Annotated in this window: 17 protein-coding genes; 8 read left to right on the top strand and 9 right to left on the bottom strand. The window is 51.5% G+C overall.

From position 1 onward, the window contains the following. Together ACHZB8_RS06705 and ACHZB8_RS06700 are read left to right on the top strand one after the other, a co-directional pair. On the top strand, positions 1-1,530 hold the full coding sequence (locus ACHZB8_RS06705; RefSeq protein ID WP_316859490.1) for a hypothetical protein: 1,530 nt from the start codon (positions 1-3) through the stop codon (positions 1,528-1,530). Between the two features lie 233 nt (positions 1,531-1,763). Then, positions 1,764-2,801 carry a hypothetical protein gene (locus ACHZB8_RS06700; RefSeq protein ID WP_316859489.1) on the top strand — a complete coding sequence of 346 codons (1,038 nt, stop codon included), beginning with the start codon at positions 1,764-1,766 and terminating at the stop codon, positions 2,799-2,801. Between the two features lie 380 nt (positions 2,802-3,181). Here the strand turns inward: ACHZB8_RS06700 and ACHZB8_RS06695 are convergent, their stop codons facing one another. Further along, entirely contained in the window at positions 3,182-4,189 is a 1,008-nt protein-coding gene (locus ACHZB8_RS06695; RefSeq protein WP_316859488.1) for a LacI family DNA-binding transcriptional regulator, read from the bottom strand. 442 nt (positions 4,190-4,631) lie between these two features. Between ACHZB8_RS06695 and ACHZB8_RS06690 the strand changes: the two genes are divergently transcribed. The 5 genes from ACHZB8_RS06690 (at position 4,632) to ACHZB8_RS06670 (ending at position 11,086) form a co-directional block, all read left to right on the top strand. Beyond that, on the top strand, positions 4,632-5,894 hold the full coding sequence (locus ACHZB8_RS06690; protein ID WP_316859487.1) for an extracellular solute-binding protein: 1,263 nt from the start codon (positions 4,632-4,634) through the stop codon (positions 5,892-5,894). A 197-nt stretch (positions 5,895-6,091) separates the two neighbouring features. After that, positions 6,092-6,970: a sugar ABC transporter permease gene (locus tag ACHZB8_RS06685; protein WP_316859486.1), complete on the top strand. Its 879-nt coding sequence runs from the start codon at positions 6,092-6,094 to the stop codon at positions 6,968-6,970. Further along, the gene (locus ACHZB8_RS06680; RefSeq protein WP_316859485.1) at positions 6,970-7,776 is read left to right on the top strand and encodes a carbohydrate ABC transporter permease; all 807 of its coding nucleotides are present in this window, start codon (positions 6,970-6,972) and stop codon (positions 7,774-7,776) included. Before ACHZB8_RS06685 ends, ACHZB8_RS06680 begins: the two co-directional genes overlap by 1 nt. Before the next feature lie 8 nt (positions 7,777-7,784). Next, positions 7,785-10,010: a glycoside hydrolase family 2 TIM barrel-domain containing protein gene (locus tag ACHZB8_RS06675; RefSeq protein WP_316859484.1), complete on the top strand. Its 2,226-nt coding sequence runs from the start codon at positions 7,785-7,787 to the stop codon at positions 10,008-10,010. Further along, entirely contained in the window at positions 10,007-11,086 is a 1,080-nt protein-coding gene (locus ACHZB8_RS06670) for a sn-glycerol-3-phosphate ABC transporter ATP-binding protein UgpC (protein ID WP_316859483.1), read from the top strand. Before ACHZB8_RS06675 ends, ACHZB8_RS06670 begins: the two co-directional genes overlap by 4 nt. A gap of 146 nt (positions 11,087-11,232) precedes the next feature. On the opposite strand, the gene moaA is transcribed toward ACHZB8_RS06670, so the two are convergent. Both moaA and torA read right to left on the bottom strand, forming a co-directional pair. Further along, positions 11,233-12,216 (bottom strand): GTP 3',8-cyclase MoaA, encoded by a 984-nt coding sequence (gene moaA / locus ACHZB8_RS06665; protein WP_316859482.1) that lies wholly within the window; start codon positions 12,214-12,216, stop codon positions 11,233-11,235. Between the two features lie 110 nt (positions 12,217-12,326). Further along, the gene (torA, locus tag ACHZB8_RS06660; protein WP_316859481.1) at positions 12,327-14,774 is read right to left on the bottom strand and encodes a trimethylamine-N-oxide reductase TorA; all 2,448 of its coding nucleotides are present in this window, start codon (positions 14,772-14,774) and stop codon (positions 12,327-12,329) included. Positions 14,775-15,163: 389 nt separating this feature from the next. On the opposite strand from torA, the gene ACHZB8_RS06655 reads away from it, so the two are divergent. Beyond that, a complete protein-coding gene (locus ACHZB8_RS06655; RefSeq protein ID WP_316859480.1) occupies positions 15,164-16,348 on the top strand; it encodes a NapC/NirT family cytochrome c in 1,185 nt (394 codons plus the stop codon). Between the two features lie 268 nt (positions 16,349-16,616). Here ACHZB8_RS06655 and ACHZB8_RS06650 read toward each other — a convergent pair whose 3' ends face one another. The 6 genes from ACHZB8_RS06650 to atoD all read right to left on the bottom strand — a co-directional run bounded on the left by ACHZB8_RS06650 (position 16,617) and on the right by atoD (position 22,392). Next, a complete protein-coding gene (locus ACHZB8_RS06650) occupies positions 16,617-18,260 on the bottom strand; it encodes a methyl-accepting chemotaxis protein (RefSeq protein ID WP_316859479.1) in 1,644 nt (547 codons plus the stop codon). After that, entirely contained in the window at positions 18,187-18,558 is a 372-nt protein-coding gene (locus ACHZB8_RS06645) for a hypothetical protein (protein ID WP_316859478.1), read from the bottom strand. Before ACHZB8_RS06645 ends, ACHZB8_RS06650 begins: the two co-directional genes overlap by 74 nt. Positions 18,559-18,924: 366 nt before the next feature. After that, entirely contained in the window at positions 18,925-19,653 is a 729-nt protein-coding gene (locus tag ACHZB8_RS06640) for a GntR family transcriptional regulator (RefSeq protein ID WP_316859477.1), read from the bottom strand. A gap of 254 nt (positions 19,654-19,907) precedes the next feature. Continuing rightward, complete coding sequence (locus tag ACHZB8_RS06635; RefSeq protein ID WP_316859476.1) at positions 19,908-21,086, bottom strand: acetyl-CoA C-acetyltransferase; 1,179 nt, start codon at positions 21,084-21,086, stop codon at positions 19,908-19,910. A gap of 2 nt (positions 21,087-21,088) precedes the next feature. Then, on the bottom strand, positions 21,089-21,736 hold the full coding sequence (locus tag ACHZB8_RS06630) for a 3-oxoacid CoA-transferase subunit B (RefSeq protein WP_316859475.1): 648 nt from the start codon (positions 21,734-21,736) through the stop codon (positions 21,089-21,091). Positions 21,737-21,741: 5 nt separating this feature from the next. After that, a complete protein-coding gene (gene atoD / locus ACHZB8_RS06625) occupies positions 21,742-22,392 on the bottom strand; it encodes an acetate CoA-transferase subunit alpha (protein ID WP_316859474.1) in 651 nt (216 codons plus the stop codon). Positions 22,393-22,427 lie beyond the last annotated feature (35 nt).

Below are 22,427 nucleotides of genomic sequence, written 5' to 3'. Positions count from 1 at the left end.
ATGAATAACTACAGCTTATACGGGCACTCCGCACTTGAGCTGATCGAAGACCAGCTTGACCAGCACGCCAACGGCATACTCAAAGCATTGGCAATGTTGGAGCCCCAGGCTGCGGTAAATTCCTGGCTAGAAATCATTCGCGCGATTGAGGAACTCATAAATCTACCGAGCAAACTGGATGATGAGGTACTCGAACGAGAATTGGTGGGGCTCATTCTCACCGAAACAAATATTTCGCCGCGTTTGAAATTCGTATTGCACCATCTAAGATACCTATATGGTGCTGACTTCGCTCAGCGGCAGGCGAAGCTGCTCATTCAACTCTCCGCTATGCAGAAGAGTTTTGCGATGCACGGTATCCTTCAGGCTGCTCAAGGCCTTGCTACTGTCGGACATGCTATAGGCTATCTACAATCACGGCGTCGCCACTTTGTCGGTCTGCTTTATTTGATGGGATCTGGCGCATGTAGGGGTCATATTACTATGACTGCCAGTGATGCCTTGACGTGGATATTACCGCAAGCGGAAATAAGTGGAACTACGATTGTCGGGCTGCTGCAGCAGCGGGTGCTAAGTAAACTCTATGATGACTTCACGCTCCACGTCGGTTCGAAAGGGTTTACAGCGTCCCACAGCTATCCCACTCTGGACGAACTGTCCCTCGAGGCCGAAAGAGTTCCCATAATTGAGCGTACATCATATTTGCAATCCAAAAGGATCGAGAATGTTCCTCCTCGCCGTGTATTTAGTGCGACAGAGTTGCGCAATAATATCGTTCTCATAGAAGAAGCTTTTGCTGAGTTTGGGCTCGAGAATACACCTTTCGCAGCAATGGCTGCGTTGGTCCGAGAGCTTTCCTACAAAGCACAAGATGATTTTTGGGTTACCGTAAGCCCGAAATTTCTTGATGTACTTGCCGAAAGGAATGGAGTGTCGGCCTCTAATAGGCTGCTGCTAACGTTCACCAACGACGACTTCATATCGGCTTTAAATTCCTATGCGCCTTTCGTTCGCGCTGGATGTGAAATTCGTAGTTCAGTAACATTGCTAGGACGATTTCTTTATAACTACAAGAATATTTGTCTTTATCGAAAGCGTCGTTTCCAGATTCGGTCTGGGTTCATATTTGAGGACCGAATCAAGAATGAACTTGTAAAACAAGGCTTCAAAATTCTGCCAGTCAAGCGGATCAAGCGCAAAGAGTTCGATGTTATAGCCACCCGAGATAACGTTTGCTTTAATGTACAGTGCAAGAACAACTTGGTCGACCCTTCATGGGTGGATCTGAATCCAAAGCGTTTTATCAAAACTAATCGAATTCTCGAGCGCTATTACGAAAGGGCAATCATTAAGGAGAGTTCCAGAGAACAACTTCTTAGGGATCACCTAGGTTTTGAAAGGATCGAACCGTTTGTTGTTAGTCGTTTCCCCATAGTTACAAACAACGCCCGCATCATTCCTCTTGCTCGCATTCACGATTTCAGTGCTACGGTCTTGGACGTGCTGAAAACCGAACCAAACGATAGATAGCTAATTGTGCTGATTGATTGATCGGTCTGTCGAATTGACCATTATCTGACGATATTACCGCATAATAAACGAATGGCCGCTATGAGAAATATTTAGCGCAGCAGAGCAGCTTCATCGAGCGGCAGGTTTGGGCCGCGAATACCAATCACGGCGACAGATGAGCCATTTCCGGTGATGATGCACCGCATCAGTCCGGTTCGAGCCCAATTTGACAAATGCTGTAAACTACATGAATGTCTGATTTACGAGTGCAAGGCAATAAACTGCAACAGACTGGTCCTCTTATGAAGTTTAAAGACAGAAACTTGCGAGATCTAGCTGAAGCCGTAAACGGTGATCCGCCATATTTTATATACCGCTCTAGTAGTTACATCACGCGCTTCTTCGAAGAATGCGATATGGATTACGCTCACGATGGCTCTACACGTTGGGCGTGGACTTCCAATGTACTTGCTGAACTGCTGGCGGAACCATCATCGGGACCTTACGTTCTACCTGAGCGGTTTGTGCATGTTTTCCGTGTTCTTATGCACAAGGCCGACGCTGAAGATGATGACCCCGATCGTAGCCTTGCGCTTGAACACATCAACAAGCCGTTCTCCCGCGAAGGTTTCGAAGCCTATTATGGAGAAGATGATCTGCTCTATATCAGGCACATTGGCACAAAAACGATATCCCAAGCCGTGAACCCTCATCGACCATTCACGCCAAAAGAAATAGAGCGTCGTGAAATTCTTAGCGTTTACCTCAATAAGTGCTCGGAAGATGAGTTGATAGAGGACGTGCTACTACCACTATTTCGGCAACTTGGCTACCACCGCATTCAAGCAGCAGGGCACAAAGACAAAGCGCTAGAATATGGCAAAGACATTTGGATGCGATATACCCTGCCGACACAGCATATTCTTTATTTTGGAATACAAGCCAAGAAGGGGAAACTTGACGCCGCAGGAATGAGCAAAGGCAACAATAGAAATATTTCTGAAATATACCAGCAGGTTCTAATGATGTTGGGTCATGAAATATTTGATCCCGAGACAAGCAAGAAAGCGCTCGTGGATCATGCATTCATCGTTGCCGGTGGAGAAATCACAAAGCAGGCCAAGAACTGGCTCGGTCAAAAATTGGATGCCAGCAAACGAAGTCAGATCATGTTTATGGACAGGGATGACATTCTCAATTTGTTTACAGTAACTAATCAGCCTTTGCCTACAGGCGCGCTTCCTGAAGCTTTGAAACCGTCAAACCTAGATGACGATATTCCGTTTTAGGGTTTACAGCCTGTATTCTGTTAGCAGTCATTGAAACAATAACACCCAATGTCTCAAACGTCCGCACACCCGAAGTTCGCCTGCCGCCGATGCTGCGACGCAATGGAAGATGTGTTGCCCCAAACAGTCGATATAAAGGCGATCTGTTACCAAATCCGGGTAACTTCGGCCTACCGGGCGTAATTTATCGTTATATTCCAGTGCCCATCTTTGTCCCGTAGGGCGTACCACTTTGCACAAAAAGCCCTTGCAGCTCAGGCAGTTGCGAGGGCTTTTGTCTTGTTGGAAGGGGGTAATCCTTTTGATTGGCGAGCATACATTCTACGCAGACGAAGGCTTTCGTGATCTGCGAACTCAGAAAAGCCACCTCACACGGACATTCAGCAGCTCTCGCGCCAACAAATATTGGTTGTCAAGATAAGCCGTTTTGCAAACTGGCGACCAGCCAGACGTTCAACCAACAGATCCACAGCCGATCGCCCAATTTCGTCGGCCGGTATGCTGACCGTTGTAAGGCTCGGCTCGGTCAGGGCTGCTGCGGGAATGTCGTTGAAGCCGACAATGCGGATGTCTTCGGGCACTTTCAGATTGAGGCTGGACGTTGCGTGCATCGCGCCAATAGCCATGGTGTCGTTGGCTGCAATAAGAACCTGAGGCAAATTTCCGGAGCTCAACAAGTCACGGGCCATTTCGAAACCGCCCACAGGAGACAAGTCTTGCAACCGGACCAGCGACGGCTCTTCAAGATCATGCTGTCTGAACCATTCCAGAAATGTGTCATGACGATATTCCGGAAACGGCCTCTTGGGGTTTGATCCACCGGAACGCGAACCTATGAAACCAAAGGATCTGAAGCCGCGCTCCCAAAGCTGATCCATAAGGTTTGTCATTGCATGGGTGAGATCTGGGTAGACACAGTCCACATCCTTGCGGGTTGGCGGAAAATCGACAAACACACACGGGATGGACTGTTCTGCCAGAGCGTCAATGAAAGATGGTTTGTGTGGGCCAACAACAATAAGTGCACCTCCATCGGCTGCGATGGCTGCGGGGAGTTCGTCATCGGCGACGCATTGATTGTTCAATTTCAAGCCAAGCTCAAGCAATCGTTTTTCGATACTGTGCCGCACGGTAATATAATAGGGGTCGGCAAGTTCTTCGGCAGGATTGAGAAAATGCACCAGCGATACCGGCACGATGGTTATATCTGGTGCCTGTTGTCTTTTGCCTCTCAAACGGGGCGGGGTGTAGTTGAGTTCTTCTGCGGTTTCAATGATTTGCCGTCTGGTCGCTTCGGATACGGAAAGAGAGCTGTCATAATTGAGAACGCGAGAGACGGTGGTGAGAGAGTAACCGACGCGCTCTGCAATTTCTTTGATGGTCGCCACGTTCGTCTCCTCCGCAACTTGGCATTCGAGCAAGCAGCATATGCGAAAAATCTGAAGCACATGCGTTGCGCGACTTTATGCGAAAGATCCATAGAGTCGCAAGCTCGCTAATCATTTTGCCCGAAATAGGTCCCCATTTGATAGCCCTGCGGCAACCTGAACCCGCTTGGTGGAAGACGCAAAGCCCTCCCTCATGATTGGCCTTAACGCCGATGCTCGATGGGGGCAAATGGTCTAAAAAGTACAAAACTAATATTGCAGTAAAATTTTACTTGAGGTACATTGAGGTCAGTTCCGGAGTCTCTTTGAAGACGCTCACCGGCCAAAATGATCCTGTACCGGAGGGTTTCAAGCTGTTTTGAGATGGTCGGAACAGACCGAAATTAACGCCGCCAATTGCGGAGTTTGAATGTTGGTCCTTTTGCATGAAGTGGAGGAAACCATGCTTAAAAAGATTTCATATTTGTTGGCTGCATCCGTTGCCGCGATCGGTGCATCGGTGAGCTATTCTCAGGCTGGAGAGGTGACTGTCTGGGCCTGGGATCCGAATTTCAATATCGCGATCATGAAAGAGGCAGCCGAGCGCTATCAAAAAAGCCATCCTGAAACTACTTTCAACATTGTCGACTTTTCTCAGGATGATCTGAAGCAGAAGTTGCAAGTGGCACTGGCTTCCGGTGCGAGTGGCGTTTTGCCGGATATCACACTGATCGAAGATTATTCCGCACAACGTTATCTCACGTCTTTCCCGGGCGCTTTCGAGCCCCTAAACGGAAAAATCGACCACTCCGCATTTGCCCAATACAAAGTGTCCGTGATGACCGTAGGGGACGATATTTACGGTGTGCCATTCGACTCCGGCGCGTCGGCGATGTTTTATCGAAGCGATTATCTGGCTGACGCCGGCTTTTCTGCCGATGACATGAAAGACATCACGTGGGATCGCTTTCTGGAAATTGCAGAAGCAGTCAAAGCCAAAACCGGTCATGCCATGATGGCACTTGATCTTGGTGATGCCGACTTTATCTCAATGCTCATGCAGTCAGGTGGAGAGTGGTACGTAAAAGAGGATGGCTCCATCAATGTCGTGGGCAACAAGGCCCTTGCGGCAGCACTTGAAACCTTCAAGAAACTCGCAAATTCTGACGCAGTTCTGCCCGCCAACGACTGGGCTGATTGGGTTGGCAAATTCACTTCTGGTGACGCCGCGAGCGTGACAACCGGGGTCTGGATTATCGGTACCGTCAAGTCATCCGCTGATCAGGCAGGTAAATGGGGTGTTGCTGCGACGCCGAGACTGTCAATCGACGGTGCTGCCAATGCCTCGAACCGTGGTGGCTCAAGCTGGTATGTGCTTGAAAGCTCCGAAGAGAAAGCGGAAGCAATCGACTTCCTGAAAACCGAATTGGTCGAGGATATCGGTCTGTATCAGAATATTCTGAAAGAGCGCGGGGCTGTGGGCACATTGCTTGCCGCCAGTGAAGGTGAAGTTTACAGCAGCCCGGATGCTTTCTTCGGTGGAGAATATATCTGGAAAGATATCTCCAACTGGATGAGCAAAATCCCGGCGGTCAACTATGGGGCTTATACCAACGAGTTCCATGACGCGATTAAATCAAATCTGCCTGCCTATCTGAAAGGCCGGATCGACGTTGATCAGATGTTGCAGGCTGTTGAACGTCAGGCCAAAGGCCAGATTCAGTAAGTCACTTCTCTGCCAAGAGATATGGGCGGGATTTCATGGTCCCGCCCGGATCCCGCATTTCTCGGCAGGATCTCCAGCCGAAGCAAAGACAGTTTGCTTCAGGTCTGGTTTTGAACGTGAATAAAACTGTTGGTCTCTCTCGTGATTGATGGGGTGAGAGAGCATGACTTTCCAAAGAAATGTATCTGGAGAATGATATGGCTCGTACCGCTGAAGCCAGATATTCGATAACAGGTTGGACCTTTGTGTTGCCAGCGCTCGTTTTGATTGCGCTCTTCATGGTCTATCCCGTTTTCTGGTCCCTATGGATGTCCTTTCAGGTCGGCCGTGGTGTGAATACGCATTTTGGCGGCTTTGCAAATATCGTTCGCCTTACGACCGACCCGATTTTCATGTCTGCTCTTGGCAACACGCTGTTGTTCTTGGCCATACAGGTGCCGGTCATGTTGAGCCTGGCGCTGTTGCTGGCCTCCGCGCTCAATGAGCCAACACTGAAATTCAGAGGGTTTTTCCGAACAGCAGTTTTCCTTCCCACGGTAACGTCTTTGGTAGCCTATGCAATTCTCTTCAAGAGCATGTTTTCCTATGATGGCGTGGTCAATGCGACGCTGATGGCTTTGCATTTCGTAAGAGAGCCGATTGATTGGCAGAATGATCCCTTTTGGGCAAGAACGCTTGTGATTGTCGCCATCACCTGGCGCTGGACCGGCTACAATATGATCTTCTATCTGGCCGCGTTGCAGAATATTGATCGCTCGATTTATGAAGCCGCCAAGGTGGACGGGGTCTCGGCGAAAGACCGTTTCCTGTTCATCACCGTGCCGATGCTGAGGCCGGTCATTCTTTTCACCACGGTCACATCGACCATCGGCACCTTGCAGCTGTTCGATGAGGTCAAGAACCTGACCGACGGAGGACCGGGAGACGCGACCCTTACCTTGTCGATGTATATCTACAAGCTCGTTTTCGCCTTTGCGCCGAATTTCGGCTACGCGGCGACCGTTTCCTACGTGATTGTCGTGATCGTAGCCATTCTGGCCTTCCTGCAATTCAAGCTGGCTCAGGAGCGTGACTGATGAAATATCTGCTTAATCTGACCCGTTATGGCATTCTGAGCCTGATAGCCTTCGTCTCCATTTTCCCATTCATCTGGATGTTGATCGGAGCGACCAACACATCGGCAGATATCATCAAGGGGAAAGTCAGTTTTGGCGATCAGCTATTGGCGAATTTTGCCACGCTCAGCGAGACCGTTGATCTGCCGCTGGTGGCGTGGAACTCGGCAAAAATCGCTGGTATCAGCGTATTTTTCTCTCTGCTCCTGTGTTCAATGGCGGGATACGGCTTCGAGATCTTCCGCTCAAAGGCTCGCGAGAGAATATATGCGACACTGTTGCTGACCATGATGATCCCCTTTGCTGCCTTGATGATTCCGCTCTTCATGATGTTTGCCAAGGCGGGATTGTTGGACACCCATTTCGCGGTTGTTCTGCCAACATTGGCAACCGCCTTCATCATTTTCTATTTTCGTCAGACGACCAAGGCGTTTCCTTCCGAATTGCGGGATGCGGCGAGAGTCGACGGGCTGAAAGAGTGGGAGATCTATCTCTTCGTTTACATGCCGGTGATGCGCTCGACTTTCGCTGCGGCTTTCATCATCACCTTCATGTTCGCCTGGAACAACTATCTATGGCCTCTGATCGTGCTGCAATCCAATGACACCAAAACGCTGACACTGGTCATTTCTTCCATCGCGCAAGGCTATTACCCCGACTATGCGATTGTGATGGTTGCAACCATTCTGGCCACTTTGCCAACGATATTGGTTTTCTTCCTGATGCAGCGCCAGTTTGTTCAAGGCATGCTCGGGTCTGTTAAATAGGGTCTACAATGAGAAAAACGACAAGTTTCAATAAGGCCTGGACCTTCATTGATGGCGAGAAAAGCCAAATAGTAAACCTGCCACACAATGCTGTGGATCTGCCTTACGATTATTGTGATGACAATAGCTATCAACGTCCATTTCGCTACCGCAAGGAGTTGATTGCAACCGCAGAAATGCTCAAGAAAGAGGTTTTCTTGCGCTTTGAAGGCGCGATGGCGGATGCGCATATCCTGCTCAATGGAGCAGTTGTTGCTGCCTATAGCGATGGTTACACGCCGTTTGAAGCCCGTCTGACTGGCGGACTAAAGGAGGGAAGCAACCTTGTTGAGGTGATTTTGAGTGGTGCCGAGAATCCCGATATTCCACCATTTGGCGGAACCATAGACTTTCTGACCTATGCCGGTATCTATCGCGATGTCTGGCTGGTGGAAAGTGATGCCGTGCGAATCGACAATGTCAAGATCGAGACGCCCGGATTGAGCGAGAATGCGCCCTCCGTCTCTGTTGTGCTGAAACTTGCAAATCCGCAAGCCGTCACGATTGACGGGACCATTTCAGCTGACATTCTGGCGCCTGATGGCTCCTTGGTTCAGAGCAAGGTGATTGAGGCAAATGGGGAAGTCATTCGCTTTTCCTTTGATGGTCTCCAGGACATTCAGCTTTGGGAACTCGATGATCCAGCACTCTACACCTTGTCCCTTGAACTGAAGGCTTCGCAGTCTGAAGACAGGGTTTCGCGGTCCTTTGGTTTCCGATTGGCGGAATTCCGACCAGAGGGATTCTTCCTTAACGGACGCAAGGTCAAGATCGTCGGGCTCAACCGGCACCAGTCATTTCCAAATATCGGCTACGCTCTGGGGCGAGCCGCACAGGAAAAGGACGCCGAAATTCTGAAACGGGATTTGGGGCTCAATCTTGTCAGGACATCGCACTATCCGCAGTCACCATGGTTCCTCGACCACTGCGATCGAATAGGTCTGATGGTTCTGGAAGAGATTCCGGGCTGGCAGCATATCGGCGGGGCCGATTGGCAAGACAAGACTCTGGAAAATGTGCGCGCCATGATCGAAAGGGACTGGAACCATCCTTCGATTATCTTGTGGGGCGTGAGGATCAACGAGTCCCGTGACGAGCATTCCTTCTATAGCCGCACGAACACACTGGCGCACGAGCTGGACGGGACACGCCAAACGGGCGGCATTCGCTGCATTCCGAACAGCGAAATGCTCGAAGACGTCTATACCATGAATGACTTCGTGTTGGGCGAGGAAATCATGCCGGGCAACAACCGGGGCAGGGTGCCATTGCGCGATCAAAGGGAAGTCACTGGCCTTGTCAGGAATGTTCCCTATCTGGTTACCGAATATGGCGGGCACATGTACCCGACAACGGTAGAAGATGGGGAAGAGCGTCAGTTCGAACATGTCCTCAGACATCTCGAAGTCCTCAATGCGGCCCATGGCGATGATCACATTGCAGGTTGCATTGGCTGGTGCTTTGCCGACTATAACACGCACAAGGATTTCGGGGCAGGTGACAGGATTTGCCATCACGGCGTGCTGAACATGTATCGTCAGCCCAAATTTGCCGCTTATGCCTATGGAAGCCAGATTGACCCTCAGCAAAGGATTGTCATGGAACCCGTTTCCTACTGGACAATGGGCAATCGCAGTACTGGCGGAGTGCTGCCGCTCATGGTGCTGACAAATTGTGACCGCGTAGAACTTGTTGCTGGTGAAAAGCATATGGTGGGCGAACCTGAAAGAGAGCGTTTTCCGAACCTGGCCCATCCGCCTGTCATATTTAAAGGCAATCAGGATGCCACGAACGGATTCGAGCTTTGGGGGGCGGCCTTTGCGGATGTCGAGTTTGTCGGCTACATCAATGGCGAGCCAGTGATCCGACGCAAAATGGCCTGCGCACCATTGCCTGACCGCCTTGAGGTCATCCCAGACGCTTCAACCCTGCAATCTGATGGCAGTGATTGCGTCCGGGTGTCCGTTCGGGCGTTGGATCAGGCTGGGAACCGGATGCCATTCTTTCAGGACCGCATAACGGTCAAAGTGGAAGGCTCCGTCGATCTTGTCGGACCGTCCGATGTCATTTTCCGCGGTGGCTATGCCGCATTCTGGCTTAGATCTTCGGGGCGAGTTGACAGCTCAACCGTAACCGTCTCATCGGATCGTTTTGCATCTGTAAGCTTTGCCATCATGGAGGAAGGTAAAAAATGAGTTCTCTGGAGCTGAAATCCGTTCGGAAATCCTACGGTGTGCAAGAGGTGATCAAAGGCGTCGACCTTTCGATCAAGGATGGCGAATTCACTGTGTTTGTCGGTCCTTCCGGGTGCGGCAAATCTACCTTGCTCAGAATGATCGCCGGGCTCGATACCATCACAAAGGGAGAGCTGCTGATCGATAGCAGTCGGGTGAATGATGTCGAACCTGCTCTACGCGGTATCGCTATGGTGTTCCAATCCTATGCTTTATATCCGCACATGACGGTCCAGCAGAATATGGAATTTGCCCTCAAGCGCGCAGGCATGCCCAAGCCTGAGGTGCAGAAACGGGTCAAAAAGGCCGCAGGCATTCTGGGACTGGATGCCCTGATGAAACGCAAGCCCAAGGCATTGTCCGGCGGACAGCGCCAGAGGGTGGCGATCGGTCGGGCGATTGTACGCGAACCGGGTGCGTTTCTGTTTGACGAGCCTCTTTCCAACCTTGATGCCGAGCTGCGTGTTCACATGCGGGTTGAAATCTCAAAACTTCACAAGGAACTGAAATCAACCATCATCTATGTCACGCACGATCAGGTCGAGGCCATGACGCTTGCCGACAAGATTGTTGTGCTTCGGGATGGCAAGGTCGAGCAGATTGGTTCGCCGCTCGAATTGTATGACCATCCGGACAATACCTTTGTGGCCGGTTTTATCGGCTCGCCTTCAATGAACTTTTTCGAGGCAACAGTCATGGGTGTCACCGGAGACGGTCTGGACCTTCAGCTCATCAATGAGGATGGCCCAAAAATCAAGCTCCCCAAACCGGAAGGCGGTGTGAAGATCGGGCAGGTGGTGAAGGTCGGAATAAGGCCTGAGCATTTCGGATTGCAAGGAGATCAGTCTATTCCCGTCACCCTGGATCTGATCGAACATCTGGGCGGACAAACCTTTGGTTATGGCACGGTTCATGGCAGTGCCAGCGCCATTCTTGATCTTGGCGATGACAGAAATGTGCGATCTGGCAGCATGCTGGACGCCAAATTCGAGAGCGCCCGCGCGCATCTTTTTGACATGTCAGGGCAGAGGATCTGATCGGAGCATTCCGCACAGAGCCAAGATCGGAACGTGAACCGGGTGCGAGGGCATGTGTCTCTCTGCGAGAGACGGTAGAATGCCAATATGTCCTCGTCACGGGTTGGGCCGCCTTGTGTTCCTGTTTGGCTGGAACAGGATGAGCCCTAACCCCCGGTTACAGACATGGAGCGGTTGACCTCTGACGGGTTGTCGAGAAAATTGTGTTGCAAGGGTTTGAGTGCCAAAGCCTCATATAGCAAGCCCTTGAGACCATCATCGGATATGCCCTGCCGGATATGAGGTTTGAGCTCAAAATTCTGTGTATTGCCAAGGCAGAGATGCAACGTACCTTCCGCGGTCAGGCGCAGACGGTTGCAGCTCGAACAAAAATGCTGCGATAGTGGCGTAATGAAACCAAAATGCACATTTGTCCCTTCCACCCTGACATATCTGGCCGGACCACCGCCGCGCATGATGGAGGGCACCAGATTGAAATGTGCATCAAGGCGATCGCGAACTTCTCTCAGATTGATATAATGATCGGTTGCTTTCTGACCACTTGCCCCAATTGGCATAGTCTCGATAAATCGCAGGGAAAACGCGTTCTCCAGGCAATAATTGGCGATGTCGATGACCTCGTCATCATTGATACCGCGCATGACCAGCATGTTGAGCTTGATCGGTGAAAATCCGACTTGTTTGGCCTTTTTCAAGCCATTGAGAACCAACTCAAGATTTCCTCCTCGCCGGGTGATGAAGCGGAAACGGTCTTCGCGCAGAGTATCCAGGCTGACATTAAGCCGGTTTACTCCGGCTTCGAAAAGATCCTCTGCATGCCGGTCCATCAGGACACAATTGGTTGAAAGAGACAGATCCTCAATTCCGGGAATGGCGGAAAGCTGTTTTGCGAAACCCGCAAGGTCCTTGCGTACCAGAGGCTCCCCTCCGGTCAGGCGCACTCGGAATATGCCAAGCTCGGCAAAAGCAGAAATGATGCGGATCAGCTCATCATAGGAGAGATATTCGGATGATGGGGTGAAGTCCCTGAAATGTTCCGGCATACAGTAAAAACAGCGCAGATTGCATTTGTCAGTGACAGACAGGCGGACATACTCGATCTTGCGTCCGTGGGGGTCAAAGCAGGCCATATTGTTGTTCTCGATCAAAGTCAGGCAATGCGACCCTTGCAGTCAGTGACAACAGACGATTGCCCCGAAAAAGAGGGCGTCGGCAACGCCCTCCTTCATGGTGTTTGGTCCTAGCCGTTTTGAGCCGGATCGAAAGCTGTGACCGGAGGCAGGTCTCCGTCAAACTTCTCGACTTTGACCAGCGTCGTGTGGGCCGTGGTGGCCTGGCCGATCTTGGAGGACCCGATATCTCGAGTGAGCTGGTTGGCTGAACCATACTTGTCGAGGGCACCGATGACACCGGGCTTGTCCGGATCATACCAGGAGCCTTCACACAACCGAACGACGCCTGCCATCAGGTCTTCGGTGACGACCGCACCCGCAAGGGACTGACCGCGATCATTGAAGACCCGAACCACATCGCCGTCAGCGATGCCGAGTGCCTTGGCGTCGCTAGCACTGATTTCAATCGGCTCGCGATCCTTGACCACATATTCCTTCCGAGCATCGGACTGGTTCATCTGGCTATGAATGCGATATTCAGGATGCGGACTGATCATGTGCAGCATTGCACCGCCAGCCGCTTCTTTGGAGCCAAGCCATTCTGTCGGCTCGATCCATTTCGCATGACCATCAATATTTTCATAGCCAAAGCTTGCAATCTTTTTGGAGTAGATTTCGATCCGCCCTGATGGCGTGCCGAGAGCTTCGATATCAGGATCTTCACGGAAGTCTGCGTGACGGGTCCACTCTTTGGCACGATCCATAACCGGGAACTCGTAATAATCGCCGCTTTCCCAGAAGTCCTTGAAGTCAGGCATGTCAATTTTCTGCTTGGCCGCCTGGCCCTTGCAGGCATTGTAGAAGCCCTCGATCTCCTGGAGCTGGTCCTTGCGATCATAATCATTGCCATAGCCGAGGCGATCCGCCAGATCTGCGGCGATGTCATAATCATTGCGGGCTTCATAAAGCGGTTCGATGACCTTATGCATAGGCACGATGAATTGCCGCGAATAGTCACCGCATATTTCGATATCATCACGCTCGAACGGCGTTGTCGCAGGCAATACGATGTCGGCAAACCGGGCCGATGTTGTCCACCACGGTTCCTGAATCACGATAACCTCAGGTTTCTGCCAGGCATTGATGAGCTTATTGCGATCCTGATGATTGCTCAAGGGGTTGCCACCTGCCCAATGGACCATCCGAATGTCTGGATAGGTCAGTTTTTTGCCATTGAAGTCAAGTTCTGCACCCGGATTCATGAGCATGTCGGCAATGCGGGCACATGGCATGCGTGGTGGCATGTCAGAGGGAGGTTTGCCGCCTGAAAGGCCGGGTAACCCACCGCCGGTGGCGCGAGGAGCACAGGATGAGTTATAATGATAACCAAGCGAGATGCCACCGCCGGGCAGGCCAATTTGTCCAAGCATGGCAGCGAGTGTGACAAGCATCCAATAGGTTTGCTCGCCATTTTCCGTCCGCTGAATCGCCCAGCCACCCATGATGAAGGTGCGACCTTTCGCCATTTGTCGGGCAAGTTCGACGATCTTGTCAGCCGGAATTTGAGCGATATCTGCCGCCCAGGCCGCATCTTTGGGCTGACCATCGGATTTACCCGTGAGATAAGGCACGAACTCCTCGAAGCCAACCGTGTAGTCCTTGAGGAATTTCTCGTCATGAAGCCCTTCACTATACAGCGTGTGGGCGATGCCGAGCATGATCGCGGTGTCCGAACCCGGTCGTGGAGCGATCCAGTCCGCATCCAGATATTTGGCAGTCTCAGTGCGTTTCGGATCAATGACGACGGTTTTCAGTCCCTTGTCCTTGAAGGCCTTGAAGCCCAGCAAGCCCTGATGATCAGGAGGGGCAAAGCCAATATTGAGTGTACGCATTGGGTCGGAACCGAAAATGACAAGCAAGTCGGCATTTTTTGCGACACCTGGCCAGGCTGACTGAGCCGAGTAGACTTCCAGACCACCCATCACATGCGGCATGATGGCTTGCGCGGCGCCAGTGGAATAGTCACCAAGTGGCGCTGTAAAGCCGCCATGCAAATGCATCAAACGAACCAGTGATGCGCGTGGGTTGTGCAGTCGGCCGGAACTTTTCCAGCCAAGATTGCCCACCAGGAAACTGGCCGGTCCGAACTCGTCCTTGACACGATGCAATTCGCGCGCAACCAGATCCAGCGCTTCATCCCAGGAAACCCGAACAAAGTTGTCTGTGCCACGCTCCGATGTGTCACTCTTGTGGCCATTTTCCAAGAAGCCCTTGCGGACCATGGGATACTTGATGCGAGATGGGCTGTAGACCAGCGATGGCGTCCCTTCGATCATCGGCATGATCGGGGCAGGGTCTTTTTCAAACGGCAGCGCCTTGACGAATTTGCCATCCTCGACAACCGCGCGCATGACCCCCCAATGCGCAGCTGTCAGGCTGGCCTTTTCGGTTGAAGCATGGGCTGCTGCTGATGTTAATGGTCCGGCCAACATGGCTCCGGCACCTGTCGCTGCTGTTGCTCCCAGAAATCCCCTGCGGGTTAGTCGGGGATCAAACGGTCCTCTGATTTTCGACATGAGAATTAACCTCCTTCATTCTCACATGACAGGAAGTCGGGCGCGGCGCTTGGTAAAATGGCGTCGTGTTGCCGGCCTCTGGATATGGTCTCTTAAAAAGGTAAGTTTACCTGCGGAAAGCTTAGCGTCTTTGATCTGTTCCATGCACAAAAGGTCTAAGAGTGCCTATACTGGCATTTTACATGCTACTTTTGTCCAATAAAGCGCATCCATTTGGTTATGAGCAGCCAAAATATTGTGAAAGACCATGTCTTCGAGATTTAGCAGCCTTTTCCAAACAGACGTGACGGAAGCCTTTCAGATCGGTTGGACAGGCTAGACCTATAAAGATGACGGTAGGCACGCGGCCAATATCCGCTTGCCTGACTTAAAGGAAATCGGTGACTAAAATGTCGAAGACGCATTCGAACTTGGGCCAGAAGTTTCGAAAGCTGTTTCTGCAACCCGCCCCAATCGCATGGAGTGTCATTGCAGGACTGTTTTTCATAATCGGGATTATTTTCTGGGGCGGTTTTCATTCCGTGATGAAATTTACCGACAGCGTTGAATTCTGTACCAGCTGCCACTCCATGCAAACACCCTTTGAAGAATACAAGAAATCTGCACATTACGAAAACGTATCCGGTGTTCGAGCCCTTTGCTCAGATTGCCATGTGCCAAAAGACATGGCGCCCTATGTGGTGACAAAGATAAAGGCGCTAAAGGACGTCTGGGGAGAGGTGACAGGCGTCATCGACAGCGAGGAGAAATTTGAATCGCATCGTCTGGCAATGGCTCAGACGGTCTGGGCTGAAATGGAAAAAAACAATTCGGCCACCTGCCGTGAGTGCCATTCCTATGACAGCATGAATGTTAGCAGGCAAGCGGCAGATGCAAAGAAACAGCACCCCAGGGCAATAGAGAAAGGGGATACCTGCATTTCCTGTCACAAGGGTCTGGTACATAAAATGCCCGATATGGGATCGCTGGCCAAGATTGCCTATGACAGCTTCAAGGAAACAATCGGTCAGGTAAGTATTGAACAGAAAGTGGCCCATTCGCTGACTACTCAATCCTATTTCCTCGATCAGGCTGGTCAGGAAAAGGGCGGCAAGGTTCTGCCCGGTGCTCCGATGACGGTGCTGGCGGTCTCTGATGGAATGGTTCAGATTGAGTTGAACGGATGGCGACAGGAAGGCGTCGAACGCGTGCTCTATGTCGATGCCGGCAAACGCATTCTGATTGCATCACTGGGAACGGAAGCTCAGGAAGCTGCGGTCGCCTACGATGAACCGATGACCATCGAAGAGACCGGCCAGGTCTGGCAAAAAACCAAGCTTACTGGCTGGATTCCTCAAGATAATCTGACCGGCGCAACCGACAAATTATGGCATTATGCAGATGCTCTCTATAATGCCAACTGCGCCCAGTGCCACGCTGCACCGCATCTGAACGAATTCGACTCCAATCAGTGGTCAGGGCAGTTCAAGGCGATGGAAGCGTCATGCAACATGACCAAGGAGGAAGCACGCCTTGTGCAGACCTACCTGCAAATGCACGCCAGTGACATGGAGCAATCCGGTGTGGCGCATTGATCTCACATCGGGACCTGTCTCAATGTCGAGATGCCGAAGGTGACCAGAGACCCCGTTGTCCCGCGTTCGCCGGGAATAACGGGGCCTGTATGTCCTGTTTGCCTCTGTGCTTTTGGGCCCCGCAATCTTACACAATGCGTGTTGGCGCGGAGCCCAAAGCGGACAGTCTTGTGGTTGCGGCAAGGCTCTGGTCTTGATGCTGCGTGACCGGGTGATGTTTCACTTCTCTCGGATGATACGTTTGGATCGAGAGGCAAGTCTCTCTGCCTCAAGCCGTGCGTATGCGCTTTATGAAATTACTGACTTCAGCGTTCAGCTGCCGTGATTGATCTTGCAGGGTACTTGCTGCCGACATCACCATTTCAGCGGCCGTTCCCGCTTCTTTTGACGCGGAAGCTACACTCGAAATGTTGGCATTCACAAGGTTGGTTCCATTGGCTGCCTCATGAACGCTTTTGGCAATATCTCGTGTTGCACTTGTCTGCTGTTCCATCACCGCGGCGATGCTGGCCGATATTGTGTCGACCTGCTGAATCACATCGTTGAGTTCATCCATCGACTGAGAGGCAAAAGTGGTGGCCGCCTGAATTTCGGTAATCTGCCTCGAGATTTCTTCCGTTGCTTTCGAGGTTTGACCGGCAAGCGCCTTTACTTCTCCGGCTACCACGGCAAAGCCCTTGCCTGCTTCCCCGGCTCTGGCCGACTCGATGGTGGCATTGAGCGCCAGAAGGTTGGTTTGTTCGGCAATCGATGAGATCATCTCCACGACCTGTCCGACCTTGCCAGAAAATTCCGTTAGCGACAGCATCTGTCGGCTCGTATCGATTACCTTGGCAACCGCCTGCTGTGCAGCACCGGAAGCGGAACTGATCTGGGAACTAATCTCGGAAATGGATCCGGTCAATTCCTCCGTCGCAGTCGCCACCGTCTGGACGTTGTTCATGGTCTGTGTGGAGGCAGAGGAGGCGCTTGAGGCTTCTGAAGACGTCTTTTCTGCCACAGCGTTCATGCTTTCAGCCGTCTTGCTCAGCTGTTCGGAAGACTGGGAAACTGCATTGACAATACCGCTAATGCTCTGATCGAATTCATTTGCAAGCCGCTCCATAAGAGCCTGTTTATCGAGCTCGAGCTGGTGTTGCCTCTCCTGTTCCTGCGATTCGAGTCTCTTCTGCCGCTCAATGCTCTGACGCAGAATGCTGGCAATCGAAACCAACTCTCCGATCTGGTCTTTCTGCTTGTAATCCGGCAAGCGCGCGTCGAGATCTCCCTTGGCGATACTGTTCATCGCATTTGTGATGCCTTGCAGAGGGCGAGTTATTGAGCGAATGACGAAAATGCCCCCGGCAAGAATAAGGAAGGACGCCACAAGCAGAATAAGGAGCGTCGTTGAATATACGGAGCTATTGATTTCATCACGCGACTCCAGCGCCTTGGTGAAATCAGACCGAGCTTCGGATACAAGGCCGTCCAATCGGCTGGTCATGTCTGCCAAGTCCGTTCTAAACGTTGTGGCGCGAGCCAGAACTGTCTGGTCGGCATTCACCCAGTTGCTGAATTTTGCCTGATAATTCTGAGCCAGATCTGCAATCTCGCTTTTCAGACTTGTCGGAATGTCTGTCTCCGCCAGAACCTTCATGAATTCACCGATGCGCTTATTGAAGGTGTCGAGATACTTGGTCTGCTGGCGAAGCATATAGTCCTTCTCATGGCGGCGCAGCATGAGCATTTTGACCATCAGAGCATCAATCGAAACATCGGGATTCTGTTTGCTGAATTCGCCAAGCTTTGCCTCGGCTGTCTTGACAGCGCTGCGCAACTCTCCCTTCAGACCTTCATTCTCAGACAGACCCGAAATTGACCGCGCCTCTGTCAATGCGACCAACTGGGGTAAGGGCCTTGTTGACCAGTTCATTGATGAATTCGACATCCTTGACTGGAAGCTCTTCTGCATCGTGAGCCGGGGCGCCTACAACTCTCGCCTGATCGATGAGAGCGAGGTCGTTGGAAAGAAGGAATTCTTCAGCAATGGATTTTAAATTGCTGAGTTTTGCGGCCGTTTGATAATAGAAACCGACTCTCATCTCAGCTTTCAGCGCAATACTATTTACTTCATTTGATCTTTCCTGATTCCAGTAAAACATGCCGGAAAGAAATATCAGACCGAAGAACCCAAAGAATAATATCGCCCAAATTCGAATCTTGAAGTGCATAACATTGCCCCGATGCAATAGTGATAGTTGGGGCAATGGTATGGTTAATATACTAATAAATAGTATTGTTGCTAATTGTATAATAATTTCGTTTTAATTTGCATAGTATAAAATAAATAAATTTGCAAAATACCGCATTTATACTTTCTGTCGAGCGTTCAGCATAAGATTGGGTGATTCTTGACCAAGTAAAAGTCCATGTTCAACGCCAGGTCTGGTCGATACTGTGTCGGATTGCCTGAAAGGGCAGGGCATTTTTTGATCCACAGACTTCAATCGCAACAAAGGGCTCCATCCGCAATCCACCCCGCGCTGTGCGGGGGAAGATATGAATGCAGAAGGATGAAAAGTGACAGTCATGCCCAGTCAGGAAGGATCCTTTTCGTCAAAAGCCGATACGAGCGCTTCAGCGGTTGCCTTGACGTGCTGATACATTGCCTCTGCCGCCTTTTTCGGATCCCGTTCAACAATAGCCCTGTAAATTTTCTCGTGCTCATCAATATGATGCTTTTTGACAATCTTGTCAGATGTCGAGAGGGTCTGATAGCGCTCGCTATTTTCCCAAAGCATGTTGATGATTCGCAGCAACCAGGGAGAACGACACGGCGTATAGACGGAAAAGTGAAAAGTACGGTTGTCAGCTCGCGAAATCTCTTTGGTTTTTGCACCCTTGATCGCCTGATAGGCTTCGGTTACCGCGTCGAATTCCTGATCTGTCATCTGGCTGACAGCCAATTCGACGGCAAGAGGATCAAGTATGAGCCGCAAGCGATAGATATCGGCCATATCGTCAAGATCGACTTCGCTGACACGAAAGCCTCTTTGCCGGACAGCGGTCACCAATCCCTCGGAAACAAGTGAACCGAGAGCTTCCCGCAAAGGGACCATGCTCATTTCGAGCTGCTCTGCCGTTTCATTCAGATGAATGCGCTGTCCGGGAGCGAGTCGTCCCGACAAGATTTCATCCCGTAAATGCAATCGCGCACGATCAACGAGGGTAATGCGCTTTTTCTTGGGTGGTTCTGAGCTGTTGTCGTTTTTCACTGCATTCATTTCATTCGTGTGTGCGGTGTCAAATAGCGGATCAAATGGCATGTCAGGGTCCTCCGGTCTCCACGCTTTCGATACGGTCTCAAACCGGGTCAGCAATCCATGCAACTTTTCTTGAAGTGCATAATACGGCTCGCAGGGCCGCGCAAACAATTTATATATTTTTCAAATTCGATCATCGTGGGTAGTGACATTTTCAGTGGATGGAACTTTGGGTTGTCTACGCATTGGCCGGTTGGCCCTCTTGCGTAGCAAAGGTCCTTCGGCAATTTGCCGAAAGACCGGATGCTATCGAGAGATCAAATACGCTCGACAATCAGGGAAACGCCCATGCCACCACCGACACACAGCGTCGCAAGGCCAAGGGTTCCGTCCCGTTTCATCAATGCATGAAGAAGAGTGACGAGAATCCGGGCACCGGAAGCACCTATCGGGTGACCGATGGCGATGGCCCCGCCATTGACATTCGTCTTTTCCTCATTGAGTCCAAGCTCTTTGCCAACCGCCGCAAACTGCGACGCAAAGGCTTCATTGGCTTCAATCAGATCGAGATCGCTGATCTCGAGCCTGGCCTGTTCCAGAGCCTTCAGAGTCGCGGGCACGGGACCCATGCCCATATAGGCGGGATCGACACCAGCCGTCCCGAAACCACGGATCCTGGCAAGAATTGGCAAACCTAACGCACGCGCTCTGTCCTCGCTCACAAGGATCAGCGCTGCCGCACCGTCATTGATCCCGGATGCGTTGCCCGCGGTCACTGTTCCGTCGGGCTTGAACGCCGGCCTCAGTTTTTCAAGACCTTCCAGTGAGGTATCAAGACGAACATGCTCATCAGTGGAAAAGTCAACTTCCTGTTTTCTCACGTTCACAGTAACCGGCAGGATTTCATCCATGAAGGCACCCGACTGGATGGCCCTGGCTGCCCGTGATTGAGACTGAAAAGCGATTCTGTCCTGTTCCGCACGGGAAATGCCATATTTTTCTGCGACATTTTCTGCCGTGAACCCCATGTGATAGCCGTTCATCGCGCAAAATAACCCATCCTGGATCATCATGTCGGTAATCGTGCCATCATTCATTTTCAGGCCCCAGCGCGCCTTGTCTATGAGGTACGGAGCAGCAGACATGTTTTCCATGCCGCCAACCAACATGATCTGGTTGCTTTCTGAAGCAATCATCTGAGCACCCATGATAACGGACTTGAGACCTGAACCACAGACAATGTTAAGCGTTGAGGCAGGCACGCTTTCCGGCAATCCCGCCTTCAGGCTCGCCTGTCGGGCCGGGTTTTGCCCAAGTCCACCCTGAAGCACGTTGCCAAGCAAGACCTCGTCCACCATGTCGGGGGTGATGCTTGCCCTCTTGATTGCCTCTGCGGCAACGCGGGCTCCGAGTTCCACGGCAGGAACGGAGGAAAGAGATCCGCCGAATTTGCCAATTGCGGTCCTGACCGCGCTGGCTATGACGATATTTTTCATGATCAGGATGCCTTTTGTTGCGTTAGGTGTTTGGAGATGGCAAAGCTGGCCTCGGTCTTGTCCTTGACCGTTTGAAGATCCGTTTCCGGACCAAGCTCAACAAGGGTCAGTGTGTCATCTGAGAACTCGAACACCGCCAACTCTGTGACGATCATTGATACACAGTGAACCGCGGTCAGCGGCAGAGTGCAGGCTTTCAGGATCTTGGCGCTGCCATCCTTGGCGCAATGCTCCATGGCGACAATGACTTTCCTGGAGCCGACAACGAGGTCCATGGCTCCACCCATTCCCGGCACCATCTTGCCCGGCACCATCCAGTTGGCCAGATTGGCATTCTCATCAACTTGAAGTCCCCCCAGGACACAGGCGTCGACATGCCCGCTCCGGATAAGAGCGAAGGAGAAGGCACTGTCAAAGGTCGAGCCGCCCGGAAGAATGCCACAAGGTTGACCTCCGGCATTTACCAGTGCCGGATCTTCTTTTGTTACGGGGCCAATTCCCAGAAAGCCGTTTTCCGATTGAAGCGTTATTTCGATACCTTCGGGCAGATGGTTGGCAACCATGGTCGGCAGACCGATGCCCAGATTGACCACATCCCCGCTTTTCAGTTCCTTGGCGACACGACGCGCTATGATTTCTTTCTTGTTCATCGCTCTCAACTCCTCACGATTGCATCAACAAGGGCTCCCGGGGTCATCACTGCGTCAGGGTCAATCGAGCCGATTTCGACGATTTCATCCGCCTGAGCAATAACGACATCAGCAGCAAGAGCGATCAATGGATTGAAATTGCGGGCCGACAAGCGATATTGCAGGTTGCCTGCCTTGTCGCTGCATGCCGCATGAATAATGGCCAGATCAGCACGTATCGGCTTTTCCAGAAGGAATGTCTTGCCGTTGATCTGTAGCTGCTGTTTGCCTTCTGCAACCGACGTTCCAACGCCTGTTGGCGTCAAGACGCCCCCGAGTCCGGAACCACCAGCCCGGATTTGCTCTGCCAGAGTGCCTTGGGGAACGAGTTCAACATCCAGTTCGCCTGAAATCATCTGTCGACCCGTTTCGGGATTGGTGCCGATGTGCGTTGCAATCACCTTTTTGGCCCGACCGTTGCTTATCAATGGTCCCACTCCATTGGTGGGAAAGCTGGTATCGTTGCCGATCAAAGTCAGATCTTTGACCCCGGCTTGGAGCAGTGCCTCAACAAGGAGTGGAGGGGTGCCCACCCCCATAAATCCACCAAACATGATGGACATGCCGTCGTGAAAGTAATCGCTCACCTTCTCTAGCTCTATGATTTTGGATTGCATTTTCCTGCTTTCATTCAGATTTCATTTTCCGGAAC

This window comes from uncultured Cohaesibacter sp. (assembly GCF_963556055.3).
GTDB lineage: Bacteria > Pseudomonadota > Alphaproteobacteria > Rhizobiales > Cohaesibacteraceae > Cohaesibacter.
Note: the sequence above shows the minus strand (reverse complement) of the source record. Positions and strands in the feature narration are given on the sequence as shown.

Excerpts from the sequence above, each read along its gene's own strand:
- torA (WP_316859481.1), bottom strand. The coding sequence starts at position 14,774 with ATGTCGAAAATCAGAGGACCGTTTGATCCCCGACTAACCCGCAGGGGA.
- ACHZB8_RS06705 (WP_316859490.1), top strand. The coding sequence starts at position 1 with ATGAATAACTACAGCTTATACGGGCACTCCGCACTTGAGCTGATCGAA.
- ACHZB8_RS06630 (WP_316859475.1), bottom strand. The coding sequence starts at position 21,736 with ATGAACAAGAAAGAAATCATAGCGCGTCGTGTCGCCAAGGAACTGAAA.
- moaA (WP_316859482.1), bottom strand. The coding sequence starts at position 12,216 with ATGGCCTGCTTTGACCCCCACGGACGCAAGATCGAGTATGTCCGCCTG.
- ACHZB8_RS06700 (WP_316859489.1), top strand. The coding sequence starts at position 1,764 with ATGTCTGATTTACGAGTGCAAGGCAATAAACTGCAACAGACTGGTCCT.
- ACHZB8_RS06670 (WP_316859483.1), top strand. The coding sequence starts at position 10,007 with ATGAGTTCTCTGGAGCTGAAATCCGTTCGGAAATCCTACGGTGTGCAA.
- ACHZB8_RS06635 (WP_316859476.1), bottom strand. The coding sequence starts at position 21,086 with ATGAAAAATATCGTCATAGCCAGCGCGGTCAGGACCGCAATTGGCAAA.
- ACHZB8_RS06675 (WP_316859484.1), top strand. The coding sequence starts at position 7,785 with ATGAGAAAAACGACAAGTTTCAATAAGGCCTGGACCTTCATTGATGGC.
- ACHZB8_RS06650 (WP_316859479.1), bottom strand. The coding sequence starts at position 18,260 with ATGAACTGGTCAACAAGGCCCTTACCCCAGTTGGTCGCATTGACAGAG.
- ACHZB8_RS06685 (WP_316859486.1), top strand. The coding sequence starts at position 6,092 with ATGGCTCGTACCGCTGAAGCCAGATATTCGATAACAGGTTGGACCTTT.
- ACHZB8_RS06640 (WP_316859477.1), bottom strand. The coding sequence starts at position 19,653 with ATGCCATTTGATCCGCTATTTGACACCGCACACACGAATGAAATGAAT.
- ACHZB8_RS06680 (WP_316859485.1), top strand. The coding sequence starts at position 6,970 with ATGAAATATCTGCTTAATCTGACCCGTTATGGCATTCTGAGCCTGATA.
- ACHZB8_RS06645 (WP_316859478.1), bottom strand. The coding sequence starts at position 18,558 with ATGCACTTCAAGATTCGAATTTGGGCGATATTATTCTTTGGGTTCTTC.
- ACHZB8_RS06690 (WP_316859487.1), top strand. The coding sequence starts at position 4,632 with ATGCTTAAAAAGATTTCATATTTGTTGGCTGCATCCGTTGCCGCGATC.
- ACHZB8_RS06655 (WP_316859480.1), top strand. The coding sequence starts at position 15,164 with ATGTCGAAGACGCATTCGAACTTGGGCCAGAAGTTTCGAAAGCTGTTT.
- atoD (WP_316859474.1), bottom strand. The coding sequence starts at position 22,392 with ATGCAATCCAAAATCATAGAGCTAGAGAAGGTGAGCGATTACTTTCAC.